15 protein-coding genes are annotated in these 16,394 nt (G+C 71.9%); 6 read left to right on the top strand and 9 right to left on the bottom strand.

What is annotated here, in order from left to right:
* Positions 1-10 precede the first annotated feature (10 nt).
* From ABD256_RS14645 to ABD256_RS14620, 6 genes are all read left to right on the top strand, one after another.
* Positions 11-1,228 carry a macrolide family glycosyltransferase gene (locus tag ABD256_RS14645; protein ID WP_344417912.1) on the top strand — a complete coding sequence of 406 codons (1,218 nt, stop codon included), beginning with the start codon at positions 11-13 and terminating at the stop codon, positions 1,226-1,228.
* Complete coding sequence (locus ABD256_RS14640) at positions 1,225-2,439, top strand: amidohydrolase family protein (protein WP_344417910.1); 1,215 nt, start codon at positions 1,225-1,227, stop codon at positions 2,437-2,439. The genes ABD256_RS14645 and ABD256_RS14640 overlap by 4 nt, the downstream gene beginning before the upstream one ends.
* On the top strand, positions 2,436-3,296 hold the full coding sequence (locus ABD256_RS14635) for an SAM-dependent methyltransferase (RefSeq protein ID WP_344417908.1): 861 nt from the start codon (positions 2,436-2,438) through the stop codon (positions 3,294-3,296). The genes ABD256_RS14640 and ABD256_RS14635 overlap by 4 nt, the downstream gene beginning before the upstream one ends.
* On the top strand, positions 3,293-4,468 hold the full coding sequence (locus tag ABD256_RS14630; RefSeq protein ID WP_344417906.1) for a cytochrome P450: 1,176 nt from the start codon (positions 3,293-3,295) through the stop codon (positions 4,466-4,468). The genes ABD256_RS14635 and ABD256_RS14630 overlap by 4 nt, the downstream gene beginning before the upstream one ends.
* A 102-nt stretch (positions 4,469-4,570) precedes the next feature.
* Positions 4,571-5,323 carry an SDR family NAD(P)-dependent oxidoreductase gene (locus ABD256_RS14625; protein ID WP_344417904.1) on the top strand — a complete coding sequence of 251 codons (753 nt, stop codon included), beginning with the start codon at positions 4,571-4,573 and terminating at the stop codon, positions 5,321-5,323.
* Positions 5,324-5,354: 31 nt separating this feature from the next.
* A complete protein-coding gene (locus ABD256_RS14620; RefSeq protein WP_344417902.1) occupies positions 5,355-6,107 on the top strand; it encodes an SDR family NAD(P)-dependent oxidoreductase in 753 nt (250 codons plus the stop codon).
* A gap of 79 nt (positions 6,108-6,186) precedes the next feature.
* Here the strand turns inward: ABD256_RS14620 and ABD256_RS14615 are convergent, their stop codons facing one another.
* Genes ABD256_RS14615 through ABD256_RS14575 form a run of 9 tightly spaced genes read right to left on the bottom strand, consistent with a single transcriptional unit; the run spans position 6,187 to position 16,340 of the window.
* Positions 6,187-6,885: an HNH endonuclease signature motif containing protein gene (locus ABD256_RS14615; protein ID WP_344417900.1), complete on the bottom strand. Its 699-nt coding sequence runs from the start codon at positions 6,883-6,885 to the stop codon at positions 6,187-6,189.
* A gap of 56 nt (positions 6,886-6,941) precedes the next feature.
* The gene (locus ABD256_RS14610; RefSeq protein ID WP_344417898.1) at positions 6,942-7,775 is read right to left on the bottom strand and encodes an N-formylglutamate amidohydrolase; all 834 of its coding nucleotides are present in this window, start codon (positions 7,773-7,775) and stop codon (positions 6,942-6,944) included.
* A gap of 9 nt (positions 7,776-7,784) precedes the next feature.
* The gene (locus ABD256_RS14605) at positions 7,785-9,821 is read right to left on the bottom strand and encodes an iron ABC transporter permease (protein ID WP_344417896.1); all 2,037 of its coding nucleotides are present in this window, start codon (positions 9,819-9,821) and stop codon (positions 7,785-7,787) included.
* Complete coding sequence (locus ABD256_RS14600) at positions 9,821-10,786, bottom strand: ABC transporter substrate-binding protein (RefSeq protein WP_344417894.1); 966 nt, start codon at positions 10,784-10,786, stop codon at positions 9,821-9,823. The genes ABD256_RS14605 and ABD256_RS14600 overlap by 1 nt, the downstream gene beginning before the upstream one ends.
* A gap of 17 nt (positions 10,787-10,803) precedes the next feature.
* On the bottom strand, positions 10,804-11,619 hold the full coding sequence (locus ABD256_RS14595) for an ABC transporter ATP-binding protein (protein WP_344417892.1): 816 nt from the start codon (positions 11,617-11,619) through the stop codon (positions 10,804-10,806).
* Between the two features lie 44 nt (positions 11,620-11,663).
* On the bottom strand, positions 11,664-13,079 hold the full coding sequence (locus ABD256_RS14590) for an ABC transporter ATP-binding protein (protein WP_344417890.1): 1,416 nt from the start codon (positions 13,077-13,079) through the stop codon (positions 11,664-11,666).
* Positions 13,076-13,888, bottom strand: a complete 813-nt coding sequence (locus tag ABD256_RS14585; protein WP_344417888.1) for an ABC transporter permease — start codon at positions 13,886-13,888, stop codon at positions 13,076-13,078. Before ABD256_RS14585 ends, ABD256_RS14590 begins: the two co-directional genes overlap by 4 nt.
* Complete coding sequence (locus tag ABD256_RS14580) at positions 13,885-14,814, bottom strand: ABC transporter permease (RefSeq protein WP_344417886.1); 930 nt, start codon at positions 14,812-14,814, stop codon at positions 13,885-13,887. Before ABD256_RS14580 ends, ABD256_RS14585 begins: the two co-directional genes overlap by 4 nt.
* A complete protein-coding gene (locus ABD256_RS14575) occupies positions 14,811-16,340 on the bottom strand; it encodes an ABC transporter substrate-binding protein (RefSeq protein ID WP_344417884.1) in 1,530 nt (509 codons plus the stop codon). Before ABD256_RS14575 ends, ABD256_RS14580 begins: the two co-directional genes overlap by 4 nt.
* Positions 16,341-16,394: the final 54 nt, after the last annotated feature.

Raw genomic sequence — 16,394 nt, 5'->3', positions numbered from 1 at the left:
GGAGGTCACCGTGCCGCGGCACGTCGCGTTCTTCTGCATCCCCGCCTACGGCCACCTGAACCCCATCCTGTCGGTGGTGGAAGAACTGGTGCGCCGCGGCCACCGCGTCACCTGCGCGGCGACCGGCGAGTACGCCGATCTCGTCGCCGCGACCGGCGCGGAGGTGCTCCGCTACGACTCGATCCTCACCCCGCACCTCGCACCCGGCACGTTCACCACGCTCGACGCGGACGCGGCGGCGTGGTCGCGGGTGCTGTTCCTGATGGAATGCGCCGCCGTGACCCCGGTCTTCGAGCGCCACTTCGCCGGTGACGTCCCCGATCTCGTCGTCTACGACCTGCTGATGAACGGCTGCGGCCGTGCGCTCGCCGCGAAATGGGACCGGCCCTCCGTCCAGTCGACGCCCGTCCTCGCGAGCAACGACCGGTTTTCCCTGCACGACTCGATTCTCGAGCTGAGCGGAGTGCCCGCCGAACATCCCGCGAACGCGGAGTTCGCGGCAAGGGCCGCCGAGTTCCTCGCCGCGCACGGCCTGTCCGGTCGCGGCGCCGACTGGGCGTTCGGGTGGGAGCCGGAGTCGAGCATGGTCTTCGTGTCGAGGAGCTTCCAGCCCTTCGGGGACACCTTCGGCGACGGGCACGCGTTCGTCGGGCTGTGCTCGGCCGATCGCGACCTCGGAACCGCGGGTGCTCCGGCGGCTGCACCGGCCACCGGAAAGTTCGCACTGGTGACGCTGGGCACGATGCTCAACGGGCGCCCGGAGCTGTTCCGCGCGGCGGCCGACGCCTTCGGCGGCACCGATTGGCACGCGGTGCTCGCGCTGGGAAGCGGCGTGCGCGCGGGCGATCTCGGTGCGGTGGCCCCGAATGTCGAGGTGCGGCACTGGGTTCCCCAGCTGGAGGTGCTGGCAGGCGCTTCGGTGTCGGTGTGCCACGGCGGGGTGGCGAGCGTGCAGCAGGCGCTGTCGTGCGGGACGCGGCTCGTGCTGGTGCCCAGCCACCCGGAGAACCGGATCACCGCCGCGCGGGTCGCGGAACTGGGACTGGGTTCGGTGATCCAGCCGGAGGAGGCCACCGGCGAGCGGATCAGGGCGGCGGCCGAAGAGGTGTCCGAAGACGCCGCGCTGCTCGGGAGGGTCGAACGGATGCGGGACGACATCCTCGCCGCGGGCGGGGCGGTACGGGCCGCCGACGAACTGGAAGCCGCGGAACTGGCGGTGCCCCGATGAGCCCGGTGGTGCGCATCGAAAACGCGACGGTCTTCGACGGCGAACGGGTGCTCGGGACCGTCACCGTGGACATCGCGGGCGGGCTGCTTCTCCCGCCTGGGCACGGCGCCGAACCGTCCACAGTGGTCGACGGCACCGGGCGGACGCTGCTGCCGGGATTCGTCGACGCGCACACGCACGTCTGCCACGCCGGGGAAAACCTCGCGCTCGCACTGTCCTTCGGGGTCACCACCGAGCTGGACATGTTCGACTTCCCGCCGGAGACGGTCGCCGAGCTGTGGGCGTCGGCGGATCGCGACGGCCGCGCGGACCTGCGCAGCGCGGGCACGCTCGCGTCGGCGGCAGGCGGCACGACGGTGAGGTCGATCCCGTGGATCCCGACGCTGTCCGGGCCGGCGGAGGCCGAAGCGTTCGTCGCGGCACGGCACGCGGAGGGATCGGACTACCTCAAGATCGCGCTCGACGACGGTGCCGAGCACGGCCTCGCGCTGCCCTCGCTCGACTTGGCGACGGTGACCGCGCTCGTCGCCGCGGCCCGGCGGCGGGCCATGGTGTCGGTCGCGCACCTGTCCGGTCCGTGGTCGGTCGCCCTCGCGCTGGACGCCGGGGTCGATGTGCTGACCCATCTCCCGCTCACCGAAGTGGTTCCGCCGGCGCAGGCACGCCGCGCCGCCGCCGCCGGGGTGACCGCGGTCCCGACCCTGGCCGTCCTGGAAATGCGCGCGGGGGACGAGGGCCGGGTACTCGCCGACGACCCGCTGGTCGGACCGCGTCTGCCGGGGGAAGTCCGTGCCGCGATCGAGACCGGCACCGACGGACTTCCCGTCGTGCGCCGCGGCACGTTCGCGACCGCGCTCGCCAGCGCGGGCGAACTGCACCGCGCCGGGGTGCCGCTGCTCGCCGGCACCGACGCCCACCAGGCGCCGGGACGAGACGCTCCGGTCGTCCACGGCGCGACCCTGCACCGCGAACTGGAGCTGCTGGTGCGCGCCGGGCTCAGCACCGCCGAGGCGCTGACCGCGGCGACCTCGGCTCCGGCGCGCCGGTTCGGCCTGCCCGACCGCGGTCGCATCGCACCGGGGCTGCGCGCCGACCTCGTCCTCGTCGACGGGGACCCGATCGCGGACATCCGCGCCACCAGGGCGATCGCGGCCGTGTGGCGGCGGGGCGAGTTGCTCACCCCGCGATTCATCACTGGAGGGAATCGATGACCGGAACCGAAGCGCCCGGCGGGGTCGGGTGGACCGCGCTCGGTGTCGCCGCCGCGCGGGCGCTGGAAAGCGCAAGGGCGGATCGCCTGTTCGACGACCCGTACGCGGCGTCGTTCGTCGGCGATCCCGCAGCCTTCCGCGACGCCGACGGGCAGAGCAGGGCCGTGTTCGACCGGCTGGGCGACTACCTCGCCCTGCGCACCCGGTTCTTCGACACCTGGCTACGGGACGTCTGCGCGGCCGGCTGCCGTCAGGTGGTGCTCGTCGCGTCCGGTTTGGACACCAGGGCGTTCCGCCTTTCCTGGCCGCCTGGCACTCGACTGTTCGAAATGGACACCGTGGAAGTGCTGGCGTACAAGGACTCGCTGCTGGCCGCGCCGCCCGCGTGCGAGCGGTCCGCGATCGGGGTCGACCTGCGCACGGACTGGTCGCCGGAACTGACGCGCCGGGGATTCCGGCCAGACGAGCCGACCGCGTGGCTGGTCGAGGGGCTGCTGGTCTACCTCACCGAAGCGGAGAACGACCTGCTGCTGAGCCGGATCGGCGCGCTGTCCGCGCCGGGCAGCGCGCTCGCCGTCGAGTACGTCACCCGCACCCGGCTCGTCACGGACGAGGTGCGCGACGCGCTGGCCGCCACCGAGGACGGGTTCGTGCACCGGCTGTCCACGTTGTGGCGCAACACCGCGTCGGAGTCCCCGGCGCGCTGGCTCGACGCGCACGGCTGGCACGCCACCGGGCACCGCCTCGAAGATCTCGCCGCGAGCTGCGCGCGGCCCATGCCACCCGCGTTCGACCCCGCGCACCTCGATTCGTCCACTGTGGACCTGCTGCTCGCCGACCGGAAGGACGCACCGTGACCACGCTCGCCGCACTGCAGGATCCCGGACTCCGCGCCGATCCGTACCCGCTCTACCACCTGTTGCGCGAGCAGACGCCGATGCCCATCAACGACGGCGCGGCCGTGGTGGTCGGGCGGTACGCCGATGCCCAGCGCGTGCTGAAGGACACCACCCTGAGCAGCCGGCTGCAGGACGTGCTGCCGGAGGAGGCCGATCGGAACCACTCGTTCCTGCTCCTCGACCCGCCGGACCACACCCGCCTGCGGCGGCTGGTGGCGAAGGCGTTCACGCCGCGCGCGATCGCGAGCCTTGAGCAGAGGATCGAGCGGCTCGTCCGCGAGGCGTTCACCACCGCCGCGGAACGGGGCAGCATCGACTTCGCCGAGGACCTCGCCTACCCGCTGCCGGTGACCGTCATCAGCGAATGGCTCGGCGTGCCCACCGGGGACGGCGCACGCCTGCGGCAGTGGTCGCAGTACCTGACCAGGGCGTTCGACTTCGGTGTCGAACCGGAGGAACGCGCCGCGATCGACGTGGCGTACCGGGAGCTCGACGCCTACTTCCGCGAGCTCGTCGCCCATCGACGCCGTCACCGGTCCGACGACCTCCTTTCCCGGCTCATCGAAGCCGAGGAACAGGGTGACCGCCTCACGCCGGACGAGCTGGTGGCCACCCTCGGGCTGCTGCTGAACGCCGGGCACGAGACCACCAGCAACCTGCTGTCCAACGGCGTGCTCGCGCTGCTGCGCCATCCCGGCGAACTGGCCAGGCTGCGCGCCGATCCCGGCCTGGCGCCCGCCACCGTGGAGGAGGTGCTGCGGTTCGACCCGCCGGTGCAGCTCCTCGGCAGGGTGACGAGGGAGCCGCGCACGGTCGCCGGCGTGGAACTGCCCGCGCGCGCCTGGGTCATCGTGCTGATCGGCGCGGCCAACCGCGATCCCGTGCACTTCCCCGATCCCGACCGGTTCTCCGTCGACCGCGCGGGCGCGCCGCACCTGGCGTTCTCACTCGGCCCGCACTTCTGCCTCGGCTCCAGCCTGGCCAGGCTGGAGGCCCGCGTCCTGTTCCGGGAGTTCGCGACCAGGGTCCGCAATCCCGAACTGGACCCCGAATCGGTCCGGTACCGGCGGCACGTCAACCTCCGCGGCCCGGAAAGCATGGTCGTCGGCTTCGATTCCTTCGACGGCTGAGCCGGTTTCCTGGGTGTGCCACACCCAGGAAAGACGCACCCTGGTTGGCCGCCGCTCGTTCGCCGATCCTGAGGACGGACACGGCGAACAAGGGAGAACGGTATGAGCGAGCCGCACGACGGGCTCGAGGGCGCGGTCGCATTGGTGACGGGTGCGTCCCGCGGTGTGGGCCGCGCGACGGTGGCGTGGCTGCGAGCGCGGGGTGCCAGGGTGGTGGCTTCGGATCTCCGGCCGGAGGTCAGGGAGCTCGCCGAGCCGGACGCGGTCGCCTGCCTCGTCGGAGATGTCGCAGACGAGGAGACCGCCGTGCGGAGCGTCGCGCTGGCGGGTGAACGGTTCGGCAGGCTGGACATCCTGGTCAACAACGCGGGCCGGACCGTGAACAAGCCGCTGACCGAGACCACGGTGCGGGACTGGGACGGGCTGATGGGCGTCAACGCCCGCGGCGCGTTCCTGCACGCGCGAGAGGCGTTCCGGGCGATGCGTGCGCGGGGCGAGGGCGGGGCGATCGTCAACGTCGGTTCGTACACCTGCACCGTCGCACTGCCGGAGGGATCGGCCTACAGCGCGTCGAAGGGGGCGCTGGCGCAGCTCACCAAGGTGATCGCGCTGGAAGGCGGCCCGCACGGGATCCGGGCGAACGTGGTCGCGCCCGGGGTTGTCGAGACCGACCTGCTCGACGACATCCGCGACGACAGCCGCGCCTACCTCCGCTCGTTCGCCGGTGCGCACCCGCTCGGCCGGGTCGCGCAGCCCGCGGAGATCGCCGAGGTGATCGGCTTCCTGGCCTCGCCGCGGTCGAGCTTCATGACCGGCGCCGTCGTCGCCGCCGACGGCGGCTTCACCGCGGCCTGACCACGAACCCCTTGTACAGATCGGAATTCCCATGACAAGACTCGACGGCAAGGTCGCGCTCATCACCGGTGCCACCGGCGGAATCGGCACGGCCACCGCCGACCTGTTCGCCGAGGAGGGCGCCCGGCTCGTCCTCACCGACCGGGACGGTGCCGCGCTGGAGGAACTCGCCACCCGCCTGGCGAGCAGCGGCGCCGACGTGCTCCCCGTCCGGCTCGACGTGTCCTCGGCCGAGGACTGGTCCGCTGCCGTCGAGGCGGTGCGCGAGCGGTTCGGTGTGCTGCACGTCCTGGTCACGCTCGCCGGGGTGGTCGACTGGCCGGGTATCGAAGGCACCACCGAGGAGGGCTGGGACCGTGTCATAGCGGTGAACCAGAAGGGCACCTGGCTCGCCATGCGGGCGGTCATGCCGCTGCTGCGGGCGAGCGGAAACGGTTCGGTGGTCACCACTTCGTCGGTGCTGGGTCTCGTCGGCAGCGGCGCCGCGGCCGCCTACCAAGCGAGCAAGGGCGCGGTCCGCCTGCTCACGAAGACCGCGGCGGTGGAGTACGCGACCCAGGGCGTACGGGTCAACTCGGTGCACCCCGGCGTCGTGGCGACACCGATGATCCAGGAGATCCTCGACGAGCAGGGCGACCAGCAGCCCGATATCGTCCGCACTCCGATGCGCAGGGCCGCACTGCCGCACGAGATCGCCCCGGCCTACCTGTTCCTGGCGTCCGACGAATCCTCGTACGTCACCGGCTCCGAACTGGTGGTGGACGGCGGGCTGACCGCGCACTGAGCCGCTACCCGAATCCGGTGAGCGGGGGTTCGTCGGTGTGGCTGCGGCCGTTGGGCGCGGTGACGGTGAGTGCGCCGGTTTACTCGTCGGTGGTGAAGGTCCAGCCGGGTTCGCCGCGCAGCACGTGGTGGACCCGGCACAGCGGCCGGAAGTTCGCTTGGTCGGCTCCGCCGCCGTCTTTCCATGCCCGCTTGTGGTCGAGGTCGGTGTACTGGGCGGGTCGGTTGCGGCCGGTCATGGGTTCGTCGACGATGCGGTTCCAGACCGAGTCGGCGTCGAAGGCGATCGCCCGTGCCATCTCGGGTGAGATGTCACCGCACCCGGCCAGTTCGGCGGGGTTGTCGCGTGGGCCGAGCAGGGTTGGCAGGTCGATGTGCACGAAGATCTGCGCCTTGGGCTTGCCCGCACATCCGTGGCTACCCAGGCAGCGTTCGACCAGTGCATCCAAGCGCAATTGGTCCATGGTGAACAGGGTGGACGATCCGTGCTCCCCATGCCGGATTTCCAACCGGCGCGCCGCCACTTTCTCCTGACGCCGCCGCTCATACCCTTCAGGGTCAACCCGCATCAGCAGCGAGTTGACCAATCTCCGCAGTGCGGGCGGATTCCGATCATCGGACCTCCCTGCCCACAACGAATCAACCTCAGCAGCCACATCTTCGGATGCACATGCGGTCGCCTCGAACACCCGAGAAGCCGCATACTCATTGATGACCCCAGCCTCCATCGCGGCCAGCGTGCACGGCAAGTACGAAGTCAACGCGACAGCGAGCGCCACCCCCGCACCGCGAGGCGACAGTTTCCCACGGCGCGCCGCAGGCGCGCTGGAAACCCTCACCGAGCCACCGAAACACGCGAACAGAAATCAACGAGCCCAGCAAGAGAACGAACGACCACCCCAGCACCCCCATGGACGTCACCCCCAGGCTCACCCAGATAAACATCCCGCCGAATCTCAAGCATCAGCGCGCTCACCGAGGCAACCCGCCCGTAATGTCGAAGCGGAACATAAGCCCCACCGAACGGCGTATTCACATCAAGCTCACCCACCGAAGCAAACGCCGACGTCGCAGCATCGCGCAGCCACTCCGGGGTATGAAACGGATCAACGCCGAGACACACAGCAGGCCGGTTACCGCCCGAATGCAACTCATAAGGCAGGGCACGGCTGGGGTAAGAGTGCACATCGAGGATGATCGCGCGACCAGTCGCGCGGACGCGCGCGTCCACCAGTTCGGTCATCGCCGCCGCGTAAGGAAAGTAGTGCCGGTCGAGCAAGTCCCGGACATGCCCGGGGTCGTCTTCCCGCAACGGAAAACCCCGCGAAGTGCGCGTGTAGACCGCGCCCATGCCCACCGCCCGCATCTCTTCGCGCTCATCGGGAAACCGCTCCGGGTCGACGACCAACCGGGACAGCTCGTTGCGGAAGGTCCACGGCACCAGACGTGCGGACGCGGCGGCGCGAGCGGCGATGAGATCGGTGTGCGCGTCGGTCAGGTGATCCAGTTCGACGGACAACGCCGCGTCGTCGAGGAGGATCCGTTCCCTGGCGTGCTTGGTCACCGCGCGCGAACCATGGGGAACGTGCAGGATCACCGCCGACTCCGGGTCGCCGGGGGAGAGGGTGAAGCCCGCACCGGAATCATCCGCACATCGCATGCCCGCCATGGTCCAGGATTATCTGGTGCGCCAGAGGACGAGCACGAAGTACGGCGTGCCGACCAGCGCGATGACGAGTCCGGCGGGGATCTGGGCCGGGGCGATGACCGTCCGGCCGATCGTGTCCGCGACGCTCACCAGCACGGCCCCGAGCGCCGCCGCCACCGGGATCACCCTGGCGTGCCGCCCGCCCACCAGCGAGCGCGCCAGGTGGGGTGCGACGAGGCCGACGAACGCGACCACACCGATCGCGGCCACCGCCGTGGCGGCCAGCACTCCCGCCGCCAGCAGGATCACCAGCCGGGACCGTTCCATCCGCATCCCCAGCACGCGCGGGGTGTCTTCGTCGAGGCTGTGCAGATCGAGGTCCCGGTGCCGGGCCCAGAGCACCGGCACCAGCACCACGAGCGCGAGCGTCACCGGCAGCACCTGGTCCAGCGTGCGGCCGTAGGTCGAACCGGACAGCCAGGTCAGCGCCTTCGCCGAGTCCCACGGGTTCGAGACGACGATCAGCAGCGTGATCAGTGCCATCCCGGCGGACCAGACGGCGATGCCGATGATCACCAGCCGGTCCGAGTCCAGCCCCGACCGCCACGCGAGGCCGTAGACGAGTGCGAACACGACCGCCGCGCCGGCACCGGCCGCGCCCGCGATCTGCCAGGCGCCCGCCAGCGGGACGGCGGTGATCAGCGCGACCGCGCCGAGCCCGGCACCGGCGGTGATCCCCAGCAGGCCCGGTTCGGCGAGCGGGTTGCGGCTGACGGACTGGATCCCGCAGCCCGAGACCGCGAGCGCCGCCCCGGCCGTGATCGCGGCGAGCACCCGGGGAAGGCGCTGGTCGAGCACGAAGGTCAGCGCGGTCCCGGTTCGTCCCGCGATCCAGTTGGCGAGATCGCCGAGCAGCACCAGCCGGTCGCCCACCAGCAGGCCCGTGACCGGAACCACGGCGAGCAGCACCACCAGCCCGGCCGCGGTGGCGAACAGCCTGCGCTTCGACCCGGCGACTCCGACGCGCCCGGCAGGTGCCTGGCGCCGCGTGCCACTGGACCGCCCGCGCCGCGCCAGCCACACCAGGACGACCGCGCCGGCGAGGGTGGTGATCACGCCGGTCGGAACCCGCACGGCGACCGCCGAACCCAGTGCTGCCCGCAGCGCGACGTCCGCGCCGAGCACGGTGACCACGCCGACGAGCCCGGACACCGGCAGCAGCACCCGGTGCTTCGCGATCGGCAGCAGCAACCGTGTGATCACCGGCGCGCTCAGCCCGACGAACCCGACCGGGCCCGCGACCGTGACGGCCGCCGCGGTCAACGCCACGGTCAGCAGTACCGCGCTCACCCGCGTGCGGCGCACCGGCAGGCCGAGCACGGTCGCGTTGTCGTCGCCGAGCGCGAGCACGTCGAGCTTCCGCCCCATCGCGACGAGCGCCGCGGTGGCGAGCACCACGACCGGCGCCATCTGCCCGGTCGCGCGCAGATCGCTGGCGGTCAGCGAACCGCTGCCCCAGGCGAACAGGTCGGCCGTCTCCTGCTCGAACATGAGCAGCAGCAGGATGGTCAGCGATTGCAGCGCCAGCATCACGGCGGAGCCGACGAGCACCAGCCGTGGGCTCGCCGAGCCGCCACCGGCCAGGCCCAGCACCACAACGGCCGCGAAGAGCCCTCCCGTGAACGCCACCCCGCCCACGGGCGGGACGGGCAGCGCGAGGCCGAACGCGGCGACGACCACCACCGCGAAATGCGCGCCGGCGTTGACCGCGAGCGTGTCGGGTGAAGCGAGCGGATTCCGTGCCACGGACTGCATTCCCGCGCCCGCGACGCCGAGCGCGACCCCGACCAGTAGCGCGGCGAGCAGCCGCGGGACGCGCGAACCCGCCAGCACGGCGACGGTTTGCGCGTCGCCGTGGCCGAAGAGCGCCTTCACCACGTCGACCACGTCGGACGAGGAGGTGCCCTGGGTCAGGTGGACGGCCGCGAGCACCGCGATCAGGGCCACCAGCACCGCCGACACCGCGACCGTGCGCACGGCTTGCGGCGCACGCACTTCGGCGCGCATCAGGCGGTGGCGGCCTTCACGATCTGGTCGGCGAGGCCGATGACCGATTTCGGTCCGCCGAAGGTCCACGTGCCCGGCGCGAGCTTGAAGACCTTTTTGGACACCGCGAAGGGCAGCCGCTGCCACACCGGGTTCTGCGCCAGCCCGGTGGTGAACACGTCCTCTTCGGACGCGCTGTAGAACAGCACGGTCTTCGGGTCGGTGAGCGCGGTGAGCCCTTCGACGTCGGTCTGCCCGAGGCCCCACTGCGGGTCGACCTTGCCGGTCCACGCGTTCTTCATGCCGACCGCCTCGGCGACGTCGGAGACCTGCGAACCCTTGCCGAACGGGCGGATGCTGACCGTGCTGCCCTGCTGGTAGCCGTCGGCCATCAGAAACGGCGTGCCGACGGCGCCCCTGGCGGCCATGGCCTTCTTGCCCTCCGCCAGCCCGGTGTCCATTTCGGACAGGATCCGGTCCGCTTCGGACTCCTTCCCGACGGTCTTGGCGACCAGCTTGAAGTCCTCGCGCAACCGGTCGAAGTTGCGGCTCGCGTCGGTGGACTTGGTGACCACGACCGGGACGTACTTCTCGAGCTGTGGCACCAGAGTCGAGTCCCGCTCGTCGGGCATGATGACGACCTCGGGGTTCAGCCCGACGATCGCGTCCACGCTCGGCTCGTTGCGCTTGCCGACGTCTTTGACCTCGGGCGCCAGCGGCGCCGCCTTGTCCCAGGTGCGGTAGCCGGCGGTGTCCGCGGCACCGACCGGCGTGATCCCGAGCGACGAGATCATCTCGGTCTCGCCCCATTCCAGTACGACGACGCGTTTCGCGGCGGCGGGCAGGGTGACGGCCTTGCCGCGCGAGTCGGTGACGGTCACCGGCCCGCCGGTGGGCTCGCCCGGCTTCGCCGCCGGGGACTCGGTGGTGCCGCAGGCGGACAGCAGCAGCGCCGCCGCGAGGAGGGCGGGGGTCAGCACACGCATAATTCTTCCTGGTTTTCTCAGGCAGGCCTCGGCGCATGGCGCCCGAGCGGCCTGCAGTGGATCGCGCCCGTGACCGGGTCGTTCGCGACGTGGACGGTGACGCCGTAGGCAGGGGAAAGGTGCTCGGTGGTGAGCACCCTGCCGACGCCACCGGAGGCCACGATTCTTCCCTCGCTGAGCAGCACGGCCTCGTCGGCGATCATCGCCGCCTGGTCGAGGTCGTGCAGCACCACGCCGACCGCGACGCCTTCGTCGGCGAGGTCGCGGACGACGTCGAGGATCTCGACCTGGTAGCGCAGGTCGAGGTGGTTGGTGGGCTCGTCGAGCAGCAGGACCGCGGTCTGCTGGGCGAGGCAGGAGGCGAGCCACACCCGTTGCAGCTCGCCGCCGGACAGCTCGTCGACACCGCGTTCGGCCATCTCCGCCACGCCGGTCAGGTCCATCGCCCGGCGGATCGCGGCGGAACCGCCGGTGTCCACGCCGCGCCACCCGGAGCGGTACGGGTAGCGGCCGTAGGAGACGACATCGCGCACGGAGACCCCGGCCGGGGTGGGCCGGTGCTGCGTCAGCAAGGTGACCCGGTGGGCGAACTCCTTGCCGGACAACGCGTTCGCTCCCCAGACCGCCCGGTCGCCGAGCTGGACCGCGCCCCCGCGCGGCCGGTGCAGGCGCGCCAGCGAACGCAGGAGCGTCGACTTGCCGGATCCGTTCGGGCCGACCAGCGCGGTCACCGTGCCCGCGCCGAGTGTGAGGGACACGCCGTCCACCACGACCTGTTCGTGGTACGCCAGTACCAGGTCATGGCCGGTGAGCAGCACGTCGTCGCCAGGCATGAGGCAAGCCTAACCTAAGCGAGAATGTGATCCACGTCCGAGCTTCAGCCCCCCGACCGCAGCTCGGCGAGCACGTCCTTCGTGGCCCCGTGCGCGACGACCCGCCCGCCGTCGAGGTGCAGCGCGGTCGTCGTGTGCGCGGCCACCACCTCCAGCTCGTGGCTGATGACGAGCACCGCCAGCCCGCGTTCGGCCCGCAGCCGGTCGACCAGCGCCATGATCGACGCGGAGCTGACCGGGTCGAGTGCCGAGGTGATCTCGTCGCACACCAGCAGGTCCGGTTCCGTGGCGAGCGAGCGCGCGAGGGACACCCGCTGGCGCTGACCGCCGGAAAGCTCGTGCGGGTAGCGGACGGCGAAGTCCGGTGGCAGCCCGACGGTTTCCAGCAGCGCTTCGATCCTGGCGTCGAGCGCGCCACGGCTCGCGGCACGGTCGCGCAGGCGCAGCGGCCTGCGCAGGGTGGCGCCGACGGTCCGGCTCGGGTTGAGCGTGCCGAGCGGGTCCTGGGGCACGAGCTGGATCCGGCCGAGCTGGCCGCGGTCTCGGCGCCGGGCGCGCGACGGCAGTTCGGTGCCGTGCAAGGAAATCCGGCCGGTGGTGCGGCCGGTGAGCCCGGCGACGGCGCGGGCGAGCGTCGTCTTGCCCGCGCCCGACCGCCCGACGATGCCGACCGCTTCGCCGCGGGAGACGGTGAAACCGATGTCGGTCACCAGGTTCGCGCCGGTGTCCGCGCGCACGGACAGACTGTCCACTCGCAACACGATCGGCGCGCCGGAAGCGGTGGGGGAGGGCGGGGTTCGGGTTTCCGCGGCGGCGTCGAGGCTGCCGTCGAGGTCCACCACCTCGTCGGCGATCCGGTCGATCCAGTCGTGGTCGTGGCAGGCGATGACGACGGTGGCGCCGCCTCGCGCCTTGCCGCGCACGAGGTCGCCGAGCCGGTCGCGCAGTCCGGCATCGAGGCCCGCTGTCGGTTCGTCGAGCAGCAGCACCGCGGGATCGCGCACCAGCGCGCGGGCGAGCGCGACGCGGCGCTGCTGGCCGCCGGAGAGCTGGCGGATTCGCTTGCGCAGCAAGGTTTCCGGCAGCTCGACGTCGGCGAGCGCCTGCGCGCCGGAACCTCCCCCGACCTCGGCGAGCAGTGCGCCGACGCGAAGCCGCGGGTTGAGCCTGCTGGCCGGATCCTGGCCGACGTAGGCGACCCGGTGCCTGCGGAACTCCCGCAGTGCCCGTTCGGCCAGCTCCACCGGCGCGGTGTCCGCCACGGTGAGCGTCCCGCGCGCCGACGCCTCCGGCGGCAGCGCGCCCGCCATCGCCCGCAGCAGCGTGGTCTTGCCCGATCCCGACGAGCCGACCAGCCCGATCACCCGGCCGCGCCCGGCGAGCAGACGAGGACAGCGCACCAGGGCCTGACCGCCCGCCGTCGTCACCGTGAAGTCCTGCACCACCACCGCGTCAGTCATCGGCCGCGCACCGCCTTCGGCCGCCACCGCGCGGCGGCGATGTCGCACGCGAGGTTCACGCCGACCGCGAGCAAGGCGATCGCGGCGCTCGGCACCAGCACCGCCAGCGGGTTCAGCAGCACGCCGTCGGAGTTCTCCCCGATCATCAGCGCCCAGTCGGCGGCGGGTGGCTGCGCGCCGATCTGCAGGAACCCCGCGGTGGCCACCACGCCGACCGCGGCGGCGAACCGCAGGCCGAGCAGCGTCAGCAGGGTGGCGCGCAGGTTCGGCAGAATTTCGCGCCAGACAAGGGAAAACAGGCTCTCCCCGGCCGCTTGCGCCGTCTCCACGTACCCGGTCGCGGCGATCGGTGCGGCCGCCGCCGCGGTCACCCTGGCGGCGAACGGGATGCCGAGCACGACGGCCGTGACCACCACCGGAAGACGGCCCGAGCCCGGCACGCTCAGCCCGACCACCAGGACACCGAGCACGGCGGGCAGCAGGATCACCGTGTCCGCCACCCGGTCCAGGACGGCGCCGAACCGGGGGCGCAGCGCGGCGGCCGCGCCCAGTACGGCGGCGGTGCCGGTCACGGCCGCGGCCACCACCAGCGAGGCGAGCACGAGATCGCGCCCACCGACGAGCACCCTGCTGAGCACGTCCCTGCCGATCTGGTCCCCGCCCAGCGGGGTCCCCGGACCGGGGGAGGCGTAGGGCGCGGTGCGCGGCGCGGTGATGTCGTGCGGGGCGAACCAGGGGCCAGCCACGGCCAGCGCCATGATCAGCAGGGCGGGCGCGAGTCGCAGCGCAGTACGCGAACCGGTGCTCACCGGCCGCCGCCCGCCCAGGCGCGGACCGCGTCGCACCCGATGAGCACCACGGTGATGAGGGCACCGGTGAGGGCGACGACGGCGGCGACGAGCGGGGCGTCGCGGTGCTGGACGGCGTCGATGAGCACCGACCCGAGCCCGGGGAAGTTGAAGATCGCTTCGATGGTCACCGCGCCGCCGAGCACCATGCCGACCGAGGTCGCGGCGGCCGCCGCGATCGTCGGGGCCGCGCCCGGCAGCAGGTAGTGGGTGAGGATGCGGCGGCGGGACAGGCCGTCCAGCACGGCAGCGTCCACGTGCGGTGTGCCGAGCTGCTCCCCGAACGCCGCGCGGACCACGCGGGTGTTCCAGCCGATCTGGGGCAGCGCCAGCGCGATCACCGGCAGCACCAGTGCCACCGGGCTCGTCGCGGCGGTGCCGGTCGCGGCGGGCAGCACCCGCAGCCAGATCGCGAACACCACGACCAGCGCGGTGGCGACGGCGAACTCGGGCAGCGCGAGCGCCACCATGGCGGTGCCCGCGATCGCCCTGTCCGCCCGCCCGCCGGGACGCAGTACGCACAGCGACCCGAGCGCCAGCGCCGCGAGCACCGTCACCACCAGTGCGGTGCCGCCGAGCAGCATCGTCTGCGGCAACCGGCCCAGCACGAGATCGGCGATGTGCTGCCCGCGCGCGGTGGTGCCGAGATCACCGCTGAACACCCCGGCGATCCAGTGCCAGAACCGGGCGAGCACGGGCTGGTCGAGACCGAGCGCGGCCCGGCGCGCGGCGAACTCCGCGTCGGAGGCGTCCTGGGACAGCGAGGACACCACGGCGTCGCCGGGCAGCACCTCGACGGCGAAGAAGGTGATCGCGAGCAGCGCGACGAGCGTGACCACCCGCCGCGTGAGCTGCCCGAGGACGCGTGTCGTGCGGTGCGGGATCACCCGCTCAACCAGGCGCGTTCGAGCTGGACCCTGCCGTAGCCCGGCAGGTCCGGCAGCCCGCCCACCTTGTCGCTCGCGAGGTCGATGCCGTCCGCGGCACCCCAGACGAGCAGCCCGGAGCGCTCGTGCTGGACCTGCTGCAGATCGTGCGAGAGCTGAGCGCCGCGCTTGTCGTCGGCGGTGCTCACGACCTGCTGGTAGGCGGCGTCGAAGGCGGGATCGTGCCAAGCCGCTTCGTTGAGCTTCGATTCGGACACCAGCAGTTTGCCCGCGCAGAACACCACCGAATCCTGGGTGCCGTAGAAGGAGGTGTACAGCGGCGCCTTGCCGCGGCTGGCGCCGAGGAAGGTGGCCTGGTCCTGCTTCCGGACGTCGATCTTGACGCCGGCCTCCTGCAGCTGGTTCGCCAGCAGGGTCGCGGACTCGGCCATGCCGGGGATCTCTTCGGTGGTCAGCAGCTGATAGGACCGGGACCGGTCGAATCCCGCCTCGTCCAGCAACTTCCTCGCGCGGTCGATGTTCCGCTCGCGCTGCGGGATGTCCTTGGCGTAGCACGGATCCCCGGTGCCGAGGATGTCGTTGGCCGGTTTCCCGTAGCCGCTGATGGCCTGGTCGACCAGTGCCTTGCGGTCGACGGCCAGCTTCACCGCCTCGCGCACCCTCGGGTCCGCGAACGGCCCGTCGGAGGTGCGCATCACGACGTAGTGCGCGGTGTCGTCGGGGCGGCGCACGACCTGGACGCCGTCCCGTTTCCCCGCGGTCCGCGCGGCCACCGCGCCGGCATTGGAGGCGAGGTCGATTTCGCCGGTGAGCACCGCGTTGACCATCGAGGCGGTCCGGTCGAACATGCGGACCTCGATGGCGTCGAGGTGAACCTCGCCGCCGAACCAGTTGTCGTTGCGCACCAGCCGCGCGTTGCCGTCGCGGAACCAGTCCAGTTCGAACGGGCCGGTGCCCGGCGCGCCCGCGGGATCCGTGGTGCCCTTCTTCTGCACGAACGTGGTCAGCCGGAGCAGCAACGGGATCCGGCTGTTCGGATACCGCGATTCGATCACGAGCGTGCGGGGGCCCTCGGCCCTGATCCCGGACACGTCGATGCCAGGAAGCCGCGAAGTTCCCGCCTCGGACTGCCGAAGCCGCCGCACCGACCAGGCCACGTCCTCGGCGGTGCACGGGCTGCCGTCGTGGAAGGCGACGTTTTCCGCGAGGGTGAACCGCCAGGTGCGCAGATCTTCGCCTGCTTCCCATCGGGTGGCGAGCCGGGGTGCCACGAGCGGGGATTTCGCGGGAATCGTGACGGTGTCATAAAGCAGGCTCAGAATGAGGTAGTCGCTGTCGTTGGGCTGGACGCCGAACGGATCGCGGACAATGGCGGCCGCTTTGCCGATGGCGCCCACCCGCAAGGTGCCGCCGTTGCGCGGCGGGCCGGTGGGGGCCGACGCCGGTGTGCCCTCCGGTGTGCAGCCACCGGCCGCCCACGCGGTGACGGCGGCCGCTCCGGCCTGCAGCATCCTGCGTCTGGTCAATGACGCCAACGGTCCTCCTTCGCGAGTTAGCCTGTCCTAACCTAGTCGGACGCC

Origin of the sequence: Amycolatopsis minnesotensis (assembly GCF_039529815.1) — a bacterium.
In the GTDB taxonomy this organism is placed as follows: domain Bacteria; phylum Actinomycetota; class Actinomycetes; order Mycobacteriales; family Pseudonocardiaceae; genus Amycolatopsis; species Amycolatopsis minnesotensis.
The sequence above is the reverse complement of the archived record's forward strand: the minus strand, read 5'-3'. Positions and strand labels throughout refer to the sequence as shown.

Coding starts and splice junctions, on each gene's coding strand:
- ABD256_RS14640 (WP_344417910.1), top strand. CDS start 1,225: ATGAGCCCGGTGGTGCGCATCGAAAACGCGACGGTCTTCGACGGCGAA.
- ABD256_RS14635 (WP_344417908.1), top strand. CDS start 2,436: ATGACCGGAACCGAAGCGCCCGGCGGGGTCGGGTGGACCGCGCTCGGT.
- ABD256_RS14625 (WP_344417904.1), top strand. CDS start 4,571: ATGAGCGAGCCGCACGACGGGCTCGAGGGCGCGGTCGCATTGGTGACG.
- ABD256_RS14620 (WP_344417902.1), top strand. CDS start 5,355: ATGACAAGACTCGACGGCAAGGTCGCGCTCATCACCGGTGCCACCGGC.
- ABD256_RS14610 (WP_344417898.1), bottom strand. CDS start 7,775: ATGGCGGGCATGCGATGTGCGGATGATTCCGGTGCGGGCTTCACCCTC.
- ABD256_RS14605 (WP_344417896.1), bottom strand. CDS start 9,821: ATGCGCGCCGAAGTGCGTGCGCCGCAAGCCGTGCGCACGGTCGCGGTG.
- ABD256_RS14600 (WP_344417894.1), bottom strand. CDS start 10,786: ATGCGTGTGCTGACCCCCGCCCTCCTCGCGGCGGCGCTGCTGCTGTCC.
- ABD256_RS14595 (WP_344417892.1), bottom strand. CDS start 11,619: ATGCCTGGCGACGACGTGCTGCTCACCGGCCATGACCTGGTACTGGCG.
- ABD256_RS14590 (WP_344417890.1), bottom strand. CDS start 13,079: ATGACTGACGCGGTGGTGGTGCAGGACTTCACGGTGACGACGGCGGGC.